This window comes from Burkholderia sp. Ac-20344 (assembly GCF_017104975.1).
Classification (GTDB): Bacteria; Pseudomonadota; Gammaproteobacteria; order Burkholderiales; family Burkholderiaceae; genus Burkholderia.
The window spans coordinates 1-17,640 of record NZ_JAAGPP010000060.1; the positions used below are offsets into that span (position 1 = coordinate 1).

The following is a 17,640-nucleotide window of genomic DNA, read 5'->3' on the forward strand; positions in this document are numbered from 1 at the left end:
TCGGTACGGTGGCCGCGCCGCTTGCCGGGTGTTCGTGCGAATTGACGAGGCGGCGGACGTCGCGGTCGGCGGCGGTCGGCGGCGCGCTGACGACGCTCGGCCGGCGGCGGCGCTCGGCGGCCGCGAGACGTTCCTTCTGTTCTTCGGGGAGTTGCTGGTACGCCTTCCAGGCACGCTCGCGCGCCTGTGCGGAAAGCTCCTTCGCGCTCTGGTAGTTCTCGCGGGCGACGCGGCGCTGCTCGGGCGTCATCCGCGCCCATTCGGTCATCCGGTCCTGCAGGCGCTTTTGATCATCAGGCGTCAATTTCGCGAAACGCGATGCGATCTTCAGCCATTTGCGCTTGCGGGCGTCGCTGAAGCCGTCCCACTGGTCGGCGAACGGCGCGAGTGCCGCGTGCTGCGCCGGCGTGAGGCGCGCCCACGACAGCGGGCCGGTAGCGGCCGGCAGCGGCAGGGGCAGCGGGGGGAGTTCGGTGGTCAGCCCGGTCGCGGCCGACGCGGGCGCGGCAGGGCTGCTGGCCGCGGCGGTGGTCGTCGCGGGGGCCGGGTGGAATCGTGGGTACGTGGCGACGTAGGAAACGGCGATCGCGATTACGCATCCGAAAAATACGGCCAGGCCGCGCTTCTGACTCACCCGTGCGATCCCCTCTTTATTGTCTGTTAGTGAGCGCGTGACAGATACGCGTTGAACCCGTGATCGAGATACGCGTTGAGCGGCAGGTCGTCGCTGAGCATCGCCGCGTCAATGTCGGCGAGTTCGGCGGTGCGCTGCATGTCTTCCCAGTAGGCGATGCCGACCAGCCCCGCGAGCAGCAGGGCCAGCGGCCACGCGCGCAGCAGGCGGCGCGCGAACGACGCCTGCGGGCGGCTCGCGGGCGCCGTGCCGTACGCACCGGCCGCGCCGGCGAAGGCCGGCACGAACACCGGCACGGTCGCGGCTTCGGGCTTCTTGCGCGCGAGCGCAGCCCGGCGGGCGACGGCCAGGCGGTCGGTGGTCGCGGCGGGCAGGTCGGCCGCGCGCTCGTCCAGCGCGCGGCGCACCTTCAGCGCGAATTCGTGTTCTCGATTTGCGGGAGCGGAGCTCATAGCGTGATTCCTTTGGCCTTGAGCGCGTGCGCCAGGGTGTGGGTGGCTCGCGAGCAGTGCGTCTTCACGCTGCCCTCGGAGCACCCCATTGCGGCGGCAGTCTCGGCGACATCCATATCTTCCCAATAACGCATCAGGAACGCTTCCCGTTGACGCGCCGGAAGTTTCTGGATTTCTTCGTCGATCAGGGCCAGAACCTGCTCTCGCTCGAGGCGGTGCTCGCTGCTTTCGACGCCCGCGTTGTCGTCCGCGGATTCGAGTGTTTCGAGCGGGTCGAAGTCGTCGTCGTCGGTGTTGTTCAGCGACGAGAAGAGCGTGACCCACGTATTGCGGACTTTCTGCCGGCGGAACCAGTCGTGGATCGCGTTCTGCAGGATCCGCTGAAAAAGCAGCGGCAGCTCGGCCGCAGGCCGGTCGCCGTACTTTTCCGCAAGCTTGATCATCGCGTCCTGCACGATGTCGAGCGACGCATCGTCGTCACGCACGGCGTATGCAGCCTGCTTGAACGCGCGCCTTTCGACGCCCGCCAGAAAGTCGGCGAGTTCCTTGTCTGATGCCATTCCGTGAAGGTATGCGCTGCGGGCCGCTGCGTGGTGAAAAAGGTCGAAAAATTTCGTAAAACCCGCGGATGCTATCAAATTTTCGCGCCGCTTGGCACCGGGTTGGGCGCCGCACGTTGCGCGCGAGCCGCGGCAGCGGGGCGCCGGGCGGTGCCCATGATGCGCTGCGGGATATTTTGCTTGACGGCCCATCTGCGACCCGCTATCGTCAACGATTCGCAACATGAAGTGATGGTCTCATTTGAGGCTGGCCCAAGAAGCCTGCCCTTCAAACTGGACGCGCCGCTTGAACCCGAGCCACAAGCCCGGCAGAGAGCACCCGATCAATTTTTTGCCGAAAATTCGAAAGGTCAAAATGAACATGCCCAGCGCGGAATTCTCCACGTCGGAACCCCTTTCCCCTCCCGATAGCGACTCCATCGGCGGTACCGTGCTCATGAAGGCACTGGCCGATGAAAACGTCGAATTCATCTGGGGCTACCCCGGCGGCTCGGTACTCTACATCTACGACGAGCTTTACAAGCAGGACAAGATTCAGCACGTGCTGGTGCGCCACGAACAGGCGGCCGTGCACGCAGCCGATGCGTATGCGCGTTCCACCGGCAATGTCGGCGTCTGCCTCGTGACGTCCGGCCCCGGTGTCACCAACGCGGTGACCGGCATCGCCACGGCGTACATGGATTCGATCCCGATGGTCGTGATCAGCGGCCAGGTGCCCACGGCCGCGATCGGCCAGGATGCCTTCCAGGAGTGCGACACCGTCGGCATCACGCGTCCGTGCGTGAAGCACAACTTCCTCGTGAAGGACGTGCGCGACCTCGCGGAAACCGTCAAGAAGGCGTTCTATATCGCCCGCACCGGCCGTCCGGGCCCGGTGCTGATCGACATCCCGAAGGACATCTCGAAGACGCCGTGCCAGTACGAGCCCGTCAAGAGCGTGTCGCTGCGTTCGTACAACCCGGTCACGAAGGGCCATTCGGGTCAGATCCGCAAGGCCGTGTCGCTGCTGCTGACGGCGAAGCGTCCGTACATCTACACGGGGGGCGGCATCATCCTCGCCGACGCGTCGCGCGAACTGAACCAGTTCGCGGACCTGCTCGGCTATCCGGTCACGAACACGCTGATGGGCCTCGGCGGCTATCGCGCGTCGGACAAGAAGTTCCTCGGCATGCTCGGCATGCACGGCACCTACGAAGCGAACATGGCGATGCAGCACTGCGACGTGCTGATCGCGATCGGTGCCCGCTTCGACGACCGCGTGATCGGCGACCCGGCGCACTTCGCGTCGCGTCCACGCAAGATCATCCACATCGACATCGACCCGTCGTCGATCTCGAAGCGTGTGAAGGTCGACATCCCGATCGTCGGCGACGTGAAGGAAGTGCTGAAGGAGCTGATCGAGCAGTTGCAGACGGCCGAGCACGGCCCCGACACCGAGGCGCTCGCGCAATGGTGGAAGGACATCGAGGGCTGGCGCGCGAAGGACTGCCTGAAGTACGACCGCGAAAGCGAGATCATCAAGCCGCAGTACGTGGTCGAGAAGGCATGGGAGCTGACGGACGGCAATGCGTTCGTGTGCTCGGATGTCGGCCAGCACCAGATGTGGGCGGCGCAGTTCTACCGTTTCAACAAGCCGCGTCGCTGGATCAACTCCGGCGGCCTCGGCACGATGGGCTTCGGCCTGCCGGCAGCGATGGGCGTCAAGATGGCGCACCCGGACGACGACGTGCTGTGCATCACGGGCGAAGGCTCGATCCAGATGTGCATCCAGGAACTGTCGACCTGCCTGCAGTACGACACGCCCGTGAAGATCATTTCGCTGAACAACCGCTATCTCGGCATGGTTCGCCAGTGGCAGCAGATCGAATACAGCAAGCGCTATTCGCATTCGTACATGGATGCGCTGCCGGATTTCGTGAAGCTCGCCGAAGCGTACGGCCATGTCGGCATGCGGATCGAAAAGACCTCGGATGTGGAGCCGGCCCTGAAGGAAGCGCTGCGCCTGAAGGACCGCACCGTGTTTCTCGACTTCCAGACCGATCCGACCGAAAACGTCTGGCCGATGGTACAGGCCGGCAAGGGCATCACCGAGATGCTGCTCGGATCGGAAGATCTGTAACGGCGCGACGCGCGCCTGAGCCCGATGCGGCCGCCTTCACGAAAGGCGGTGCGGCACGCGGCGGCGCGCGGCGCGAGTGAATCGACACGGCACATTCTGGAAGAAGCGAACATGAGACACATCATTTCCGTCCTGCTGGAGAACGAACCGGGCGCGCTGTCGCGCGTGGTCGGTCTGTTTTCCGCACGCGGCTACAACATCGAAACCTTGACGGTGGCGCCGACCGAAGACCAATCGCTGTCGCGGCTCACCATCGTTTCCATTGGCTCCGACGACGTGATCGAACAGATCACGAAGCATCTGAACCGCCTGATCGAGGTGGTGAAAGTGGTGGACCTGACCGACGGTGCACACATCGAACGCGAGCTGATGCTGATCAAGGTACGTGCAGTGGGCAAGGAGCGCGAAGAAATGAAGCGGATGGCGGACATTTTCCGCGGCCGCATCATCGACGTGACCGAAAAGACCTACACGATCGAATTGACGGGCGCGAGCGACAAGCTCGACGCATTCATCCAGGGGCTGGACGCGGGCGCGATCCTGGAGACCGTGCGCACCGGCAGCTCCGGCATCGGACGCGGCGAGCGCATCCTGAAGGTGTGATGCCAGACAGGCACGCCGGGTGCGCCGTCATGTCCCGGCTCGCAGTACTCCATCCGAACGAATTGTTGAATTTTTGAATTAGCGAAGGAACCATCATGAACGTTTTCTACGACAAAGACGCTGACCTCTCCCTCATCAAGGGCAAGCAAGTCACGATCATCGGCTACGGCTCGCAAGGCCATGCACACGCACTGAACCTGAAGGAAAGCGGCGTGAACGTGACGGTTGGCCTGCGCAAGGACGGCGCGTCGTGGAGCAAGGCCGAAAACGCCGGCCTGTCGGTCAAGGAAGTCGCGGAAGCGGTGAAGGGCGCAGACGTCGTCATGATGCTGCTGCCGGACGAGCAGATCGCCGACGTGTACGCGAAGGAAGTGCACGCGAACATCAAGCAAGGCGCGGCGCTGGCGTTCGCGCACGGCTTCAACGTCCACTACGGCCAGGTGATCCCGCGCGCCGATCTCGACGTGATCATGATCGCGCCGAAGGCACCGGGCCACACGGTTCGCGGCACGTACTCGCAAGGTGGCGGCGTGCCGCACCTGATCGCGGTTGCACAGAACAAGTCGGGCGCGGCACGCGACATCGCGCTGTCGTACGCGGCAGCGAACGGCGGCGGCCGTGCAGGCATCATCGAAACCAACTTCCGTGAAGAAACGGAAACCGACCTGTTCGGCGAGCAGGCCGTGCTGTGCGGCGGTACCGTCGAGCTGATCAAGGCTGGCTTCGAGACGCTGGTCGAAGCAGGTTACGCGCCGGAAATGGCGTACTTCGAGTGCCTGCACGAACTGAAGCTGATCGTCGACCTGATCTACGAAGGCGGCATCGCGAACATGAACTACTCGATCTCGAACAACGCCGAGTACGGCGAGTACGTGACGGGCCCGCGCGTCGTCACGGAAGAGACGAAGAAGGCGATGAAGCAGTGCCTGACCGACATCCAGACGGGCGAGTACGCGAAGAGCTTCATTCTCGAGAACAAGGCAGGTGCGCCGACGCTGCAGTCGCGCCGCCGCCTGACGGCCGAGCACCAGATCGAGCAGGTCGGTGCGAAGCTGCGCGCGATGATGCCGTGGATCGCGAAGAACAAGCTCGTCGACCAGACGAAGAACTAAGCTCCGCGCGCTGTTCCGGCCCTTCGAGTGGAGGGTCGGTATCAAAAAGCCGTCCGAAGGCAGCAGTGCCCCGGGCGGCTTTTGCTATCCTACGGGCTTTGCAATTCACCGAACACAGAACGAATCCATGAACTATCCTCATCCGATCATCGCGCGCGAAGGCTGGCCGTTCATCGCGATTGCAGCCGTCATCGCGCTGTTGATCCACGCCGTCGGGGGCTTCGGCTTCGCGTGGCCGTTCTGGCTGCTGCTCGTCTTCGTCGTCCAGTTCTTCCGCGATCCGCAGCGCCCGATCCCGGCGCAGCCGAACGCCGTGCTGTGCCCGGCGGACGGCCGCATCGTCGCGGTCGAGACCGCGCAGGACCCGTACGCGAACCGCGAAGCGCTGAAGATCAGCGTGTTCATGAATGTCTTCAACGTCCATTCGCAGCGTTCGCCGGTCGATGGCGCGATCTCCAAGGTCGAGTACTTCCCGGGCGCGTTCCTGAACGCGGCGATCGACAAGGCGTCGACCGAGAACGAGCGCAATGCGGTCGTGATCCAGACGGCGAGCGGCAAGACCGTGACCGCCGTGCAGATAGCCGGCCTCGTCGCACGCCGGATTCTCTGCTACGTGCGCGCCGGCGAACCGCTGTCGCGCGGCCAGCGCTACGGTTTCATCCGCTTCGGTTCGCGCGTCGACGTGTACCTGCCGCTCGGCAGCCGCGCGAAGGTGTCGATTGGCGAGAAGGTCTACGCGTCGTCGACGATCCTCGCCGAGCTCGAGCAGTAAGCGGCGGGGCGCACGATGGCCGCATTCAAACCGCGCCGGTCGCGCAACGGCTCCAGCCAGACGCCACGGCCGTTCCGTCGCAACAAGGTGATGGCGCCCGATCCGGCGCCGCTCGAAAGCCGCCGCGCCGCACGCCAGCGGTTCCTGAAGACGCGCGGCATCTACCTGCTGCCGAACGCATTCACGACCGCCGCGCTGTTCTGCGGCTTCTTCGCGGTCGTGCAGGCGATGAACGTGCGCTTCGAGATCGCCGCGATCGCGATTTTCGTCGCGATGGTGCTCGACGGGATGGACGGGCGCGTCGCACGCATGACGCATACGCAGAGCGCGTTCGGCGAGCAGTTCGACAGCCTGTCGGACATGGTGTCGTTCGGTGTCGCGCCTGCGCTCGTGATGTACGAGTGGGTGCTGAAGGATCTCGGCCGCTGGGGCTGGCTCGCCGCGTTCGTCTACTGCTCGGGCGCCGCGCTGCGGCTCGCGCGTTTCAATACGAACATCGGCGTTGTCGACAAGCGCTTCTTCCAGGGGCTGCCGAGCCCGGCCGCCGCCGCGCTGATCGCGGGCTTCGTGTGGCTCGCCACCGATAACCGCGTGCCGATGAAGCTCGGCTGGCTGCCGTGGGTCGCGTTCGTGCTGACGATCTACGCGGGTGTGACGATGGTGTCGAACGCGCCGTTCTACAGCGGCAAGGCGCTCGACGTGCGGCACCGCGTGCCGTTCGCGGCGATCCTGCTGGTCGTCGTCGCATTCGTGCTCGTGTCGTCCGACCCGCCGCTGATGCTGTTCTGCCTGTTCGTGCTGTACGGGCTGTCCGGCTACGTGTTCTGGGCCTACATGGCCGTCCGCGGGCGCGCGAATCCGGCGCGCTCGTCGCAGCGCGATCACTGACGCGCGTTTTTCGCCCGGAAACGGCGGCCTCGGGGCCGCCATTTTCTTTTGCCCCTTTTTCGAACCGGGCCGCCGGAAACCCCGGGTGCCGTCCGATTGCGCACCCAACGGAATGCCGCTATAGTCTTTGGCATGACTGCATTTTCCCGCCTCTCCCTCCTTCTAGCCGGTGCGCCGCTACGCGCGCTAGCTTTGGCGCGCCTGCCGCGCTGACCGTTCTCGCCCTCCGTCAAGCCTCGTCTGTTGTTGAGCGTCGCCAACGGTGGCGCGATCTCGTTACGTTTGACTTCCGTATAAAGAGCCCTGGAGCCCCCCATGACAGACAAGCTGATCATTTTCGATACGACGTTGCGTGACGGCGAACAATCGCCCGGCGCGTCGATGACGAAGGAAGAGAAAATCCGCATCGCGAAGCATCTCGAGCGGATGAAGGTGGACGTGATCGAGGCCGGCTTCGCGGCCAGCTCGAACGGCGATTTCGACGCGATCCACACGATCGCCGGTCTCGTGAAGGACAGCACGATCTGCTCGCTGGCGCGGGCCAACGACAAGGACATCCAGCGTGCGGCCGACGCGCTGAAGCCGGCCGAGAGCTTCCGGATCCACACGTTCATCGCGACGTCGCCGCTGCACATGGAGAAGAAGCTGCGGATGACGCCCGACCAGGTGTTCGAGCAGGCGCGCCTCGCAGTGCGCTTCGCGCGCAAGTTCACCGACAACGTCGAATTCTCGCCGGAAGACGGCAGCCGCTCCGACATGGATTTCCTGTGCCGCGTGCTGGAAGCCGTGATCGCCGAAGGTGCGACGACGATCAACATCGCCGACACGGTCGGCTACGGCGTGCCGGAGCTGTACGGCAACCTCGTGAAGACGCTGCGCGAACGCATTCCGAACTCGGACAAGGCGATCTTCTCGGTGCATTGCCATAACGATCTCGGGATGGCCGTCGCGAACTCGCTCGCCGGCGTGAAGATCGGCGGCGCGCGTCAGGTCGAGTGCACGATCAACGGTCTCGGCGAGCGTGCGGGCAATACGTCGCTCGAGGAAATCGTGATGGCCGTGAAGACGCGCAAGGACTACTTCGGTCTCGACGTCGGCATCGACACGTCGCAGATCGTGCCGACGTCGAAGCTCGTGTCGCAGATCACCGGTTTCGTCGTGCAGCCGAACAAGGCTGTGGTCGGCGCAAATGCGTTCGCGCACGCATCGGGCATCCACCAGGACGGCGTGCTGAAGGCGCGCGACACCTACGAGATCATGCGTGCGGAAGACGTGGGCTGGACCGCGAACAAGATCGTGCTCGGCAAGCTGTCGGGCCGTAACGCGTTCAAGCAGCGCCTGCAGGAGCTCGGCGTGTCGCTCGACAGCGAGAGCGAACTGAACGCCGCGTTCATGCGCTTCAAGGATCTGGCCGACCGCAAGGCCGAGATCTTCGACGAGGACATCATCGCGATCGTGTCCGAGGAATCGGCGCTCGCGCACGAGCACGAGCACTTCAAGTTCGTGTCGCTGTCGCAGCACTCGGAAACCGGCGAGCAGCCGCACGCGAAGGTCGTGTTCGGGGTCGAAGGCAAGGAAGTGACCGGCGAGGCGCGCGGCAACGGTCCGGTCGATGCGACGTTCAATGCGATCGAGAGCGAAGTCGGCAGCGGTTCCGAACTGCTGCTGTACTCGGTGAACGCGATCACGACCGGCACGCAGGCGCAGGGTGAAGTGACTGTCCGGCTGTCGAAGAGCGGGCGGATCGTCAACGGGGTCGGCACCGATCCGGACATCGTCGCCGCATCCGCGAAGGCGTACATCTCCGCACTGAACAAGCTGCATTCGAAGGACGACAAGCTCAATCCGCAGCGCTCGTAAGCACTCGCGCGCTGTGCATCCCTGAAACGCCCCGGCTGCCCTGCGCCGGGGCGTTTTTTCATTCACCGCTCATTCGGCGGCCGGCGCCCGGAACAGCCAGCGGCGTGTGGCTGCGCGCGGCGCCGGGCTGCGCCGCCGGAACTCCACCGCGATGCCGCGTCGCGGTGCATCGGCGACGAACGCGTCGAGCAGTTCGAGCACGTCGTGATCGATGTAGTCGGCGCGCGTCGCGTCGATGATCACCGCGGCCCGGTCGGGGATGTGCCGCAGGTGGTGCTTGACCTGCACCTTGCCGAGAAACGACACGTCCTTGCGGAACGACAGCAGGAAGTGGTCGTCGTGCTGTGCGAGCGTGACGGGGCTCTTCAGGTTCGCGACGGCGACTGCCAGCACGCTGCACGCGAGGCCGAGCGCGATGCCGAACAGCAGGTCGACCGCGAGCACGCCGGCGATCGTCGCGGCGAACGGCACGAATGCGGCCGGGCCCTGTTTCAACACCGAGCGGAACAGTGCCGGTTTCGCGAGCTTGATGCCGGTGTGGATCAGGATCGCGGCCAGGCTCGCGAGCGGGATCAGGTTGATCAGGCCGGTGAGCGCGAACACGCTTGCGAGCAGCAGCATCCCGTGGACGATCGCCGACATCCGGCTTTGTGCGCCCGCATTGACGTTCACCGAGCTGCGCACGATCACCGACGTGATCGGCAGTCCGCCGACCGCGCCCGCGACGAGGTTGCCGACGCCTTGGGCCTTGAGCTCGCGATCAGGCAGGGTCGGCCGGCGCTTCGGGTCGATCTGCTCGACCGCTTCGAGGCTCAGCAGCGTCTCGAGGCTCGCGACGACCGCGAGCGTGATCGCGACGCGCCACACGTCCGGATTGACGAGCTGCGCGAAGTTCGGGCCGAGCTCCGCATGCTTGAGCGACGCCGCGAAGGCCGCGAACGATCCGAGTTCGGGCAGCGTCACGCGATGGGCGGCGCCCGGCGCGACCGACGGTGCGACGACGCTCAGCACGAGCGTGGCGCCGATACCCAGCACGACCACCGCGAGCGGGGCCGGCACCGAGCGCACCAGCGCGAAGCGGCGCAGTGCGGGCGTGTCCCACGCGACCAGCAGCGCGAGCGATGCGAGTGCGATGGCCGTCGCGGCCCACGCGACCGGCAGGCCCGGCCAGTTTGCAAACGATTGCGCGGCCGAGCCGCCGATGCCGAACGCGAACGGAATCTGCTTCACGATCAGCAGCAGGCCGATCGCGGCGAGCATGCCCTTGATGACGGGCGACGGCACATAGGCGGCGAAACGGCCGGCGCGCAGCATGCCGAACCCGAACTGCAGTACGCCGGACAGCAGTACCGCGAGCAGGAACGCGGAGAAGCTGCCGAGTTGTGCGATGCCTTCGACGACGATCACGACGAGGCCGGCGGCCGGCCCGCTGACGGACAGCGACGAGCCGCTCAGCAGCGCGACGACGATGCCGCCGACGATGCCGGACACGAGCCCGGCGAACGGCTCGACGCCGGATGCATTCGCGATGCCGAGACACAGCGGCAGCGCGACGAGGAAAACGACGACGCCGGCGACGATGTCGCGCGGCAGGGTGGACAGGCGCTCGTTCAGTTTCATGGTTGGGGCGATTTCGTTGGCTTGGGGCGGGGGAGGTCAGCCGATCGCGCCGGCCGTCGCGGCCGGCACGGGTTCGACGTCGGCGGGCGGCGTGGTATAGCCGGAATCGAGTTCCTGCAGGCGGCCGTCGGCGAGCGAAAAGATCCAGCCGTGCACGAGCGGCGGCCGTTCGCGGCCCTGCACGATCGGGGATGCGCGCAGCAGCCGCACCTGTTCGAGCACGTTGAGTTCGGCGAGGCGGTCGGCGGCGGCGGTTTCGTCGAGCCCGTCGAGCGTGTCGCGATGGCGCCGTGCGAGCGCACAGAGCGGCGCAATGCGGCGCGCGACGTGCGGCAGATCCGACGGGGGCGGCAGCAGCGACGCGCGTACGCCGCCGCACCCGTAGTGGCCGCACACGATCACGTGGTCGACCTGCAGCACGCGCACCGCGTACTCGAGCACGCTGGCGGAATTGTCGTCGTCGGGATGGAACAGGTTCGCGATGTTGCGATGGACGAACAGCTCGCCGGGTGCGCAGTGCGTGATGGTTTCGGCCGGCACGCGGCTGTCGGCGCAGCCGATCCACAGCACGCGCGGGTTCTGGCCGCGCGCCAGCGCGTCGAAGAAACCGGGCGTGTATTCACGCGTTTCGCGGGCCCAGGCGATGTTGGCAACCAGCATGCTCTTGGGGCGATTCATAAGGACTCCTTTCTGATAAAGGCAAACGAATATTGACAGAAATGATGCAGCGGCATTCTTTCTAAATTGAAAGGTTCTATTTCGACTGATATTAGGGGTATGCCCTAGCACTTCGGGTGTACTGAAACAAATTGTTTCAAATTGGCTTGACGTAGTGCATTGCATGCACCAATTCGCCGCATGACATGTACTGCGCGTGCCTGTTTCCGCGCAGAGGCCCGCATGACGGGGATGTCAGCGTGTTGCCATTTGAATGTAACGATCGGAAAAGATTTCCGCGGAATTTTCCGAAATAATCGGAATGCGGAAAAAAGGAAATGGCCATTCACGAAATGATTCGTGAATGGCCATGGTGAAAATTGCGTATAAATGCGTAATCGGTCAGAACAGGTTGCGGCGGTCGGGGTCGTGCAGCGGGTCGGGTGTTTTCTGCGTGATGCGCAGGATGCCCTGCGGATCGAAGTAGAAGCTGTACATCATGTACCAGACGTTGTCCTCGAGATACCGGTAGGTCCACACCTCGCGCTTCATCAGCGGGAAGTAGGACGTCTCGACGGGGCGTCCGAAGTTGACGAGCACGTCGGTCTTCGTCCACTTGCCGATCTCCGCACGATAGAACTCGCTCGGCTGCAGGACCTGGCGCACGTTGACGATCTTGTGGGCCGCGTCGACGTCGGCCGCGATGGTGATTTCGCCCATCGGCTGGGTCGGCCACATCAGGCGCTTGCCGCCGCCGGGCAGGTCGTAGATCTCGCGCGGCGGGCCCATGCGTGCAACGATCGCCGACTCGTCCTGGCCGGCCTGGTATTGCTGCCACGGTTGCGCGCAACCGGCCAGCAGCGCGGCAGCGCTGGCGAGCAGCACCGGCAGGCGCGCGGAAATGCGAATGCGCATGGGGATTCTCCAGAACACGGAAACAAGTCCCGTTTTATCACGGACGGCGCGCGACCGCGCATCGCGCGAAAAAAAATCGGTGCGGATCGCCGGCGCCGTCACGCTTGCGGGCGGCGGGGGCGCCGGCCTATGATCCGCGCTTCTCGGGCAGATTGAAGGGCAGGTGGCCGATGCTGGGGTGGAAGCGGTGCGCGCTCGCGTTGAGCGCGGGGTGGATGATGGTGTCGTCCGCGTTTGCCGGCGGCGAGCCGGTGCGGATCGCGCTGATCGAAGGGATGTCGGGCCCGTTCGCGAATGCGGGCGCGGCGGTCGAGCACAACCTGCGCTTCGGCGTCGAGCAGGTCAACGCGGCGGGCGGCGTGAAGCTGCGCGACGGCGCGCATCCCCTCGAACTCGTCGTGCTCGACAGCAAGGGCAGCCCCGAGGAGGCGCTCGTGCAGTTGCGCGCGGCCGCGGACCGCCATCTCGGTTTCGTCACGCAGGGCAACAGCTCGGCCGTCGCGGCCGCGCTCGTCGCGGCGCTCGACAAGCTGAACGCGCGCGATCCGGACAACCGGATGCTGTTCCTCAACTATTCGGCCGACGATCCTGCACTGACCGGCGCGCGCTGCAGTTTCTGGCATTTCCGCTTCGATGCGCATGCGGGCATGCGGATGGCCGCGCTCGCGGACGTAATGGCGCGCGACCGCGCGCTGCGCAAGGTCTACCTGCTGAACCAGGACTACAGTTTCGGCCACGACGTCAGCACGCTCGCACGGCAGGCGCTGGCCGCGCGGCGCCCGGACGTGACGATCGCCGGCGACGAATTCCACCCGATCGGCCGGATCAAGGATTTCTCACCGTACATTGCGAAGATCCGCGCGAGCGGCGCCGACGCCGTCGTGACCGGCAACTGGGGCAACGACCTCACGCTGCTCGTGAAGGCGGCGCGCGAGCAGGGGCTGAATGCGAAGTTCTATACGTTTTACGGCAACAGCCTTGGCGCCCCGGCGGCACTCGGCGACGCCGGTGTCGGGCGCGTCGTGGCCGTGGCGGACTGGCATCCGAACGCGGGCGGCGCGAAATCCGATGCGTTCTACCACGCGTTCCGGAACCGTTTTCCGGCCGCCCAGGACGACTATCCGGTGCGGCGGATGAGCCTGATGATCGAGATGCTGGCTGCTGCGATGAGCCGCGCGGGGTCGGCCGACCCCGTCGCAGTCGCGCGCGCGCTCGAGGGCCTGTCGTTCGACGACGGCTTCCACGCGTCGCGGATGCGCGCGCAGGATCATCAGTTGATCCAGCCCCTTTACGTGATGGAGATGGACAAGGCCGGCACGCCCGGCGTGCGCTTCGACAACGAGGGGTCGGGCTATGGCTTCCGGACGGTGCTGGCAGTGCCGGCGCAGCGCACGGAGATGCCGTCCGCCTGCTCGATGACGCGCCCGTGACAGGAGGCGGTAAGAACGGCGCGGAGTTGTGCTACAATGCCCGCCGGTTGTAAGTCACGGCACGGCCATTCTTCCGTGTCCGCCTGTTCAGTTAGAAAGGAAATCACATGTCTGTTGCAGATATCAAGAAGTCGGAAGTCGTTGCTCAGTTCGCCCGCGGTACCAACGACACGGGGTCGCCCGAAGTCCAGGTCGCACTGCTGACCGCACGTATCGTCGAACTGACGGGTCACTTCAAGACCCACGCGAAGGATCACCACAGCCGCCGCGGCCTGCTGCGCATGGTGAGCCGCCGCCGCAAGCTGCTCGACTACCTCAAGGGCAAGGATGCCGACCGTTACCGCGCACTGATCGAGAAGCTGGGTCTGCGTAAGTAATCGAGGCGATTGCCGCCAGCAAGATGCCTGTGTCAGTCCGCTGATACAGGCATTTTGTTTTTGCGCGGTGCGTAGCGTCACACGCACCGCAGGCTGTCCGGCACGGTCGTGCCGGGCTGCCGCAACGACCGATACCGGGGCAGGATTTGTGTCATTCCAGCGCGCCGCTGCACGAGCGCCGCGCTGGAATGGCATAAAAAACACACCTTGCTCCGGGTGATTCGGTCGGGACGCCGCCGCGCGGGATGGCCGGCGCGGCGAATGAAATGCATGAATTCAAAGGAGCAACCATGTCCATGTTCAACAAGGTCGTGAAGGAATTCCAGTGGGGCCAGCACAAGGTGCGCCTCGAAACCGGTGAAGTCGCTCGCCAGGCGAGCGGCGCCGTGATCGTCGACGTCGAAGACACCGTCGTGCTGGCAACCGTCGTCGGTGCGAAGTCGGCGAAGCCGGGCCAGGATTTCTTCCCGCTGACCGTCGACTACCTCGAGAAGACCTACTCGGCCGGCAAGATCCCGGGCGGCTTCTTCCGTCGCGAAGGCCGTCCGTCGGAGCACGAGACGCTGACGTCGCGCCTGATCGACCGTCCGCTGCGCCCGCTGTTCCCGGAAGGCTTCTACAACGAAGTCCAGGTCGTGATCCACGTGCTGTCCGTGAACCCGGACATCCCGGCGGACATCCCCGCGCTGATCGGCGCATCGGCTGCGCTCGCCGTGTCGGGCCTGCCGTTCAACGGTCCGGTCGGTGCCGCGCGCGTCGCGTACATCGACAACGCCTACGTGCTGAACCCGACGCGTGACCAGATCAAGGCATCGAGCCTCGACCTCGTCGTCGCGGGTACGGAACGCGCCGTGCTGATGGTCGAGTCGGAAGCCGACCAGCTGTCGGAAGACGTGATGCTGGGCGCCGTGGTGTTCGGCCACGAGCAGATGCAGGTCGCGATCGACGCGATCCACGAACTGGTGCGCGAAGGCGGCAAGCCCGAGTGGGACTGGCAGCCGGCACCGAAGAACGAAGCGCTGATCGCGCGCGTGACCGAGCTGGCACAGAACGACCTGCTCGCGGCTTACCAGCTCCGCGACAAGCAAGCGCGCTCGGCGAAGCTGAAGGAAGTGTACGCAGCGACCTCGGCGAAGCTCGAGGAAGACGCGCTGGCGGCCGGTACGGTCGCAGCGGACAAGGCGACCGTCGGCAACGTGCTGTTCGACATCGAAGCCAAGATCGTCCGTTCGCAGATCCTGAACGGCGAGCCGCGCATCGACGGCCGCGACACGCGCACCGTGCGCCCGATCGAGATCCGCACCGGCGTGCTGCCGCGTACCCACGGCTCGGCGCTGTTCACGCGCGGCGAGACGCAGGCGCTGGTCGTTGCGACGCTCGGCACGAAGGGTGACGAGCAGATTATCGACGCGCTCGAAGGCGAGTACCGCGAGCGCTTCATGCTCCACTACAACATGCCCCCGTTCGCGACCGGCGAAACGGGCCGCGTCGGCTCGCCGAAGCGCCGCGAAATCGGCCACGGCCGCCTCGCGAAGCGTGCACTGGTCAAGTGCCTGCCGAGCGCCGACGAATTCGGCTACTCGATCCGCGTCGTGTCGGAAATCACCGAATCGAACGGTTCGTCGTCGATGGCATCGGTGTGCGGCGGCTGCCTCGCACTGATGGACGCCGGCGTGCCGATGAAGGCGCACGTCGCGGGTATCGCGATGGGCCTGATCCTCGAAGGCAACAAGTTCGCTGTGCTGACCGACATCCTCGGCGACGAAGATCACCTCGGCGACATGGACTTCAAGGTGGCCGGCACGGAGCAGGGCGTGACGGCGCTGCAGATGGACATCAAGATCCAGGGCATCACGAAGGAAATCATGCAGGTCGCGCTCGCGCAGGCGAAGGAAGGCCGCATGCACATCCTCGGCAAGATGACGTCTGCCGTCTCGGGTGCGAACACGCAACTGTCGGAGTTCGCGCCGCGCATGATCACGATCAAGATCAACCCGGAAAAGATCCGCGACGTGATCGGCAAGGGCGGTTCGGTGATCCGCGCGCTGACGGAAGAAACCGGCACGACCATCGACATCTCCGACGACGGCGTCGTGACGATCGCGAGCACGAACAGCGACGGCATGGCCGAAGCGAAGAAGCGCATCGAGAACATCACGGCCGAGATCGAAGTCGGCCAGGTGTACGAAGGCACGGTTCTGAAGCTGCTCGATTTCGGCGCGATCGTGAACCTGCTGCCGGGCAAGGACGGCCTGCTGCACATCTCGGAAATCGTCAACGAGCGTGTGAAGGACATCAACGACTACCTGAAGGAAGGCCAGCACGTGAAGGTCAAGGTCATCCAGACGGACGAAAAGGGTCGCGTGCGTCTGTCGGCGAAGGCGCTGCTGAATGAAGCAGCGGCGGCGGCACAGTCGGACACGCCGCCGCAGCAGTAAGCGGGCAGGCGGACCAACGGCCGGCAGTGCGAAAGCGTGCCGGCCGTTTTTTCTGTAGCATCGTTGTGCGGCGCAGCAGCGCCGGCCAGGCGCCCGTGCCGCGCGCGGGCGCGCCATCCGATCCGATCCTGACCCCGGAGCGACCCTCACCATGAAAGCCATCGAAATCACCGAGTTCGGCGCCCCCGACGTGCTGAAGATTGCGGAGCGTCCGCGCCCCGAGCCGAAGCGCGGCGAAGTGCTGATCAAGGTGGCGGCTTCCGGTGTGAACCGGCCCGACGTGTTCCAGCGCAAGGGCGCCTATGCGCCGCCGCCGGGTGCGTCGGATCTGCCGGGCCTCGAGATCGCGGGCGAGATCGTCGGCGGCGACCTGTCCGACGCCGCGCTGAATCCGTTCGGCCTGAAGCTCGGCGATCGCGTATGTGCGCTGCTCGCGGGCGGCGGCTATGCCGAGTATGCGGTCGCACCGCTGCCGCAATGCCTGCCGGTGCCCGACGAGCTGACCGATATCGAGGCCGCGTCGCTGCCCGAAACGTTTTTCACCGTGTGGAGCAACGTGTTCGACCGTGCGCAGCTCGGCGCGGGCGAGGGCGGCGAGCAGGAGACGCTGCTCGTGCAGGGCGGCTCGAGCGGCATCGGCGTGACGGCAATCCAGATCGCGCATGCGCTCGGCTTTCGCGTGTTCGCGACGGCCGGTACCGCCGACAAGTGCCGCGCGTGCGAGGCGCTCGGCGCCGAACGCGCGATCAACTACAAGACGGAGGACTTCGTCGAGGTCGTGAAGTCGCTGACGCACGATCGCGGCGTCGACGTGATCCTCGACATGGTGGCGGGCTCGTACGTGCCGCGCGAACTGTCCGCGCTCGCGGATGGCGGCCGTCTCGTGCTGATCGCGTTGCTCGGCGGCGCGAAGGCCGACGTCAACCTGGGCGAGATCCTGCGCCGCCGGCTGACGATCACGGGTTCGACGCTGCGCCCGCGTCCGGTCGAGTTCAAGGCGCAGATCGCCGCGCAACTGAAGGCGCGCGTGTGGCCGCTGATTGCCGACGGCCGCATCAAGCCGGTGATCTATCGCGTATTGCCCGCCGCGGAAGCCGCGCAGGCGCATGCGCTGATGGAAAGCAGCGAGCACACCGGCAAGATCGTGCTCGATTGGGGTACGAACGCCTGACGGCCCGTGCGGCCGGGCTTGACATGCGCGGT

General features: G+C 65.4%; 16 protein-coding genes. 10 read left to right on the forward strand and 6 right to left on the reverse strand.

What is annotated here, in order from left to right; genetic code table 11:
- From G3N64_RS19380 to G3N64_RS19390, 3 genes are all read right to left on the reverse strand, one after another.
- Nucleotides 1-634: DUF3106 domain-containing protein (locus G3N64_RS19380; protein ID WP_205785383.1), on the reverse strand; the 634-nt coding region annotated here is incomplete at its 3' end.
- A gap of 26 nt (nucleotides 635-660) precedes the next feature.
- A complete protein-coding gene (locus G3N64_RS19385; RefSeq protein WP_039370552.1) occupies nucleotides 661-1,086 on the reverse strand; it encodes a DUF3619 family protein in 426 nt (141 codons plus the stop codon).
- Nucleotides 1,083-1,646, reverse strand: coding sequence for an RNA polymerase sigma factor (locus G3N64_RS19390; RefSeq protein ID WP_048249338.1), 564 nt, complete (start codon nucleotides 1,644-1,646; stop codon nucleotides 1,083-1,085). The genes G3N64_RS19385 and G3N64_RS19390 overlap by 4 nt, the downstream gene beginning before the upstream one ends.
- 355 nt (nucleotides 1,647-2,001) lie before the next feature.
- Here G3N64_RS19390 and G3N64_RS19395 point away from each other — a divergent pair, with 355 nt between their 5' ends.
- From G3N64_RS19395 to G3N64_RS19420, 6 genes are all read left to right on the forward strand, one after another.
- Nucleotides 2,002-3,765: an acetolactate synthase 3 catalytic subunit gene (locus G3N64_RS19395; RefSeq protein ID WP_027786860.1), complete on the forward strand. Its 1,764-nt coding sequence runs from the start codon at nucleotides 2,002-2,004 to the stop codon at nucleotides 3,763-3,765.
- 111 nt (nucleotides 3,766-3,876) lie between these two features.
- Complete coding sequence (ilvN, locus tag G3N64_RS19400) at nucleotides 3,877-4,368, forward strand: acetolactate synthase small subunit (RefSeq protein WP_011352712.1); 492 nt, start codon at nucleotides 3,877-3,879, stop codon at nucleotides 4,366-4,368.
- 95 nt (nucleotides 4,369-4,463) lie between these two features.
- The gene (gene ilvC, locus G3N64_RS19405) at nucleotides 4,464-5,480 is read left to right on the forward strand and encodes a ketol-acid reductoisomerase (protein ID WP_034190794.1); all 1,017 of its coding nucleotides are present in this window, start codon (nucleotides 4,464-4,466) and stop codon (nucleotides 5,478-5,480) included.
- 127 nt (nucleotides 5,481-5,607) lie between these two features.
- On the forward strand, nucleotides 5,608-6,252 hold the full coding sequence (locus tag G3N64_RS19410; protein ID WP_011352710.1) for a phosphatidylserine decarboxylase: 645 nt from the start codon (nucleotides 5,608-5,610) through the stop codon (nucleotides 6,250-6,252).
- Between the two features lie 15 nt (nucleotides 6,253-6,267).
- The gene (gene pssA, locus G3N64_RS19415; RefSeq protein ID WP_205785384.1) at nucleotides 6,268-7,140 is read left to right on the forward strand and encodes a CDP-diacylglycerol--serine O-phosphatidyltransferase; all 873 of its coding nucleotides are present in this window, start codon (nucleotides 6,268-6,270) and stop codon (nucleotides 7,138-7,140) included.
- Between the two features lie 315 nt (nucleotides 7,141-7,455).
- Nucleotides 7,456-9,000, forward strand: coding sequence for a 2-isopropylmalate synthase (locus G3N64_RS19420; protein ID WP_205785385.1), 1,545 nt, complete (start codon nucleotides 7,456-7,458; stop codon nucleotides 8,998-9,000).
- Nucleotides 9,001-9,069: 69 nt separating this feature from the next.
- Here G3N64_RS19420 and G3N64_RS19425 read toward each other — a convergent pair whose 3' ends face one another.
- The 3 genes from G3N64_RS19425 to G3N64_RS19435 form a co-directional block, all read right to left on the reverse strand.
- Complete coding sequence (locus G3N64_RS19425) at nucleotides 9,070-10,620, reverse strand: SulP family inorganic anion transporter (RefSeq protein ID WP_205785386.1); 1,551 nt, start codon at nucleotides 10,618-10,620, stop codon at nucleotides 9,070-9,072.
- Between the two features lie 36 nt (nucleotides 10,621-10,656).
- A complete protein-coding gene (locus G3N64_RS19430; protein WP_205785387.1) occupies nucleotides 10,657-11,298 on the reverse strand; it encodes a carbonic anhydrase in 642 nt (213 codons plus the stop codon).
- A gap of 381 nt (nucleotides 11,299-11,679) precedes the next feature.
- Nucleotides 11,680-12,192, reverse strand: a complete 513-nt coding sequence (locus tag G3N64_RS19435) for a hypothetical protein (RefSeq protein WP_205785388.1) — start codon at nucleotides 12,190-12,192, stop codon at nucleotides 11,680-11,682.
- A gap of 170 nt (nucleotides 12,193-12,362) precedes the next feature.
- Here G3N64_RS19435 and G3N64_RS19440 point away from each other — a divergent pair, with 170 nt between their 5' ends.
- From G3N64_RS19440 to G3N64_RS19455, 4 genes are all read left to right on the forward strand, one after another.
- Entirely contained in the window at nucleotides 12,363-13,622 is a 1,260-nt protein-coding gene (locus G3N64_RS19440) for a branched-chain amino acid ABC transporter substrate-binding protein (RefSeq protein WP_205785389.1), read from the forward strand.
- A 107-nt stretch (nucleotides 13,623-13,729) separates the two neighbouring features.
- Nucleotides 13,730-13,999 (forward strand): 30S ribosomal protein S15, encoded by a 270-nt coding sequence (gene rpsO, locus G3N64_RS19445; RefSeq protein ID WP_006398792.1) that lies wholly within the window; start codon nucleotides 13,730-13,732, stop codon nucleotides 13,997-13,999.
- A gap of 290 nt (nucleotides 14,000-14,289) precedes the next feature.
- Nucleotides 14,290-16,437, forward strand: a complete 2,148-nt coding sequence (pnp, locus tag G3N64_RS19450) for a polyribonucleotide nucleotidyltransferase (protein WP_205785390.1) — start codon at nucleotides 14,290-14,292, stop codon at nucleotides 16,435-16,437.
- A gap of 151 nt (nucleotides 16,438-16,588) precedes the next feature.
- A complete protein-coding gene (locus G3N64_RS19455; protein WP_205785391.1) occupies nucleotides 16,589-17,608 on the forward strand; it encodes an NAD(P)H-quinone oxidoreductase in 1,020 nt (339 codons plus the stop codon).
- Nucleotides 17,609-17,640: the final 32 nt, after the last annotated feature.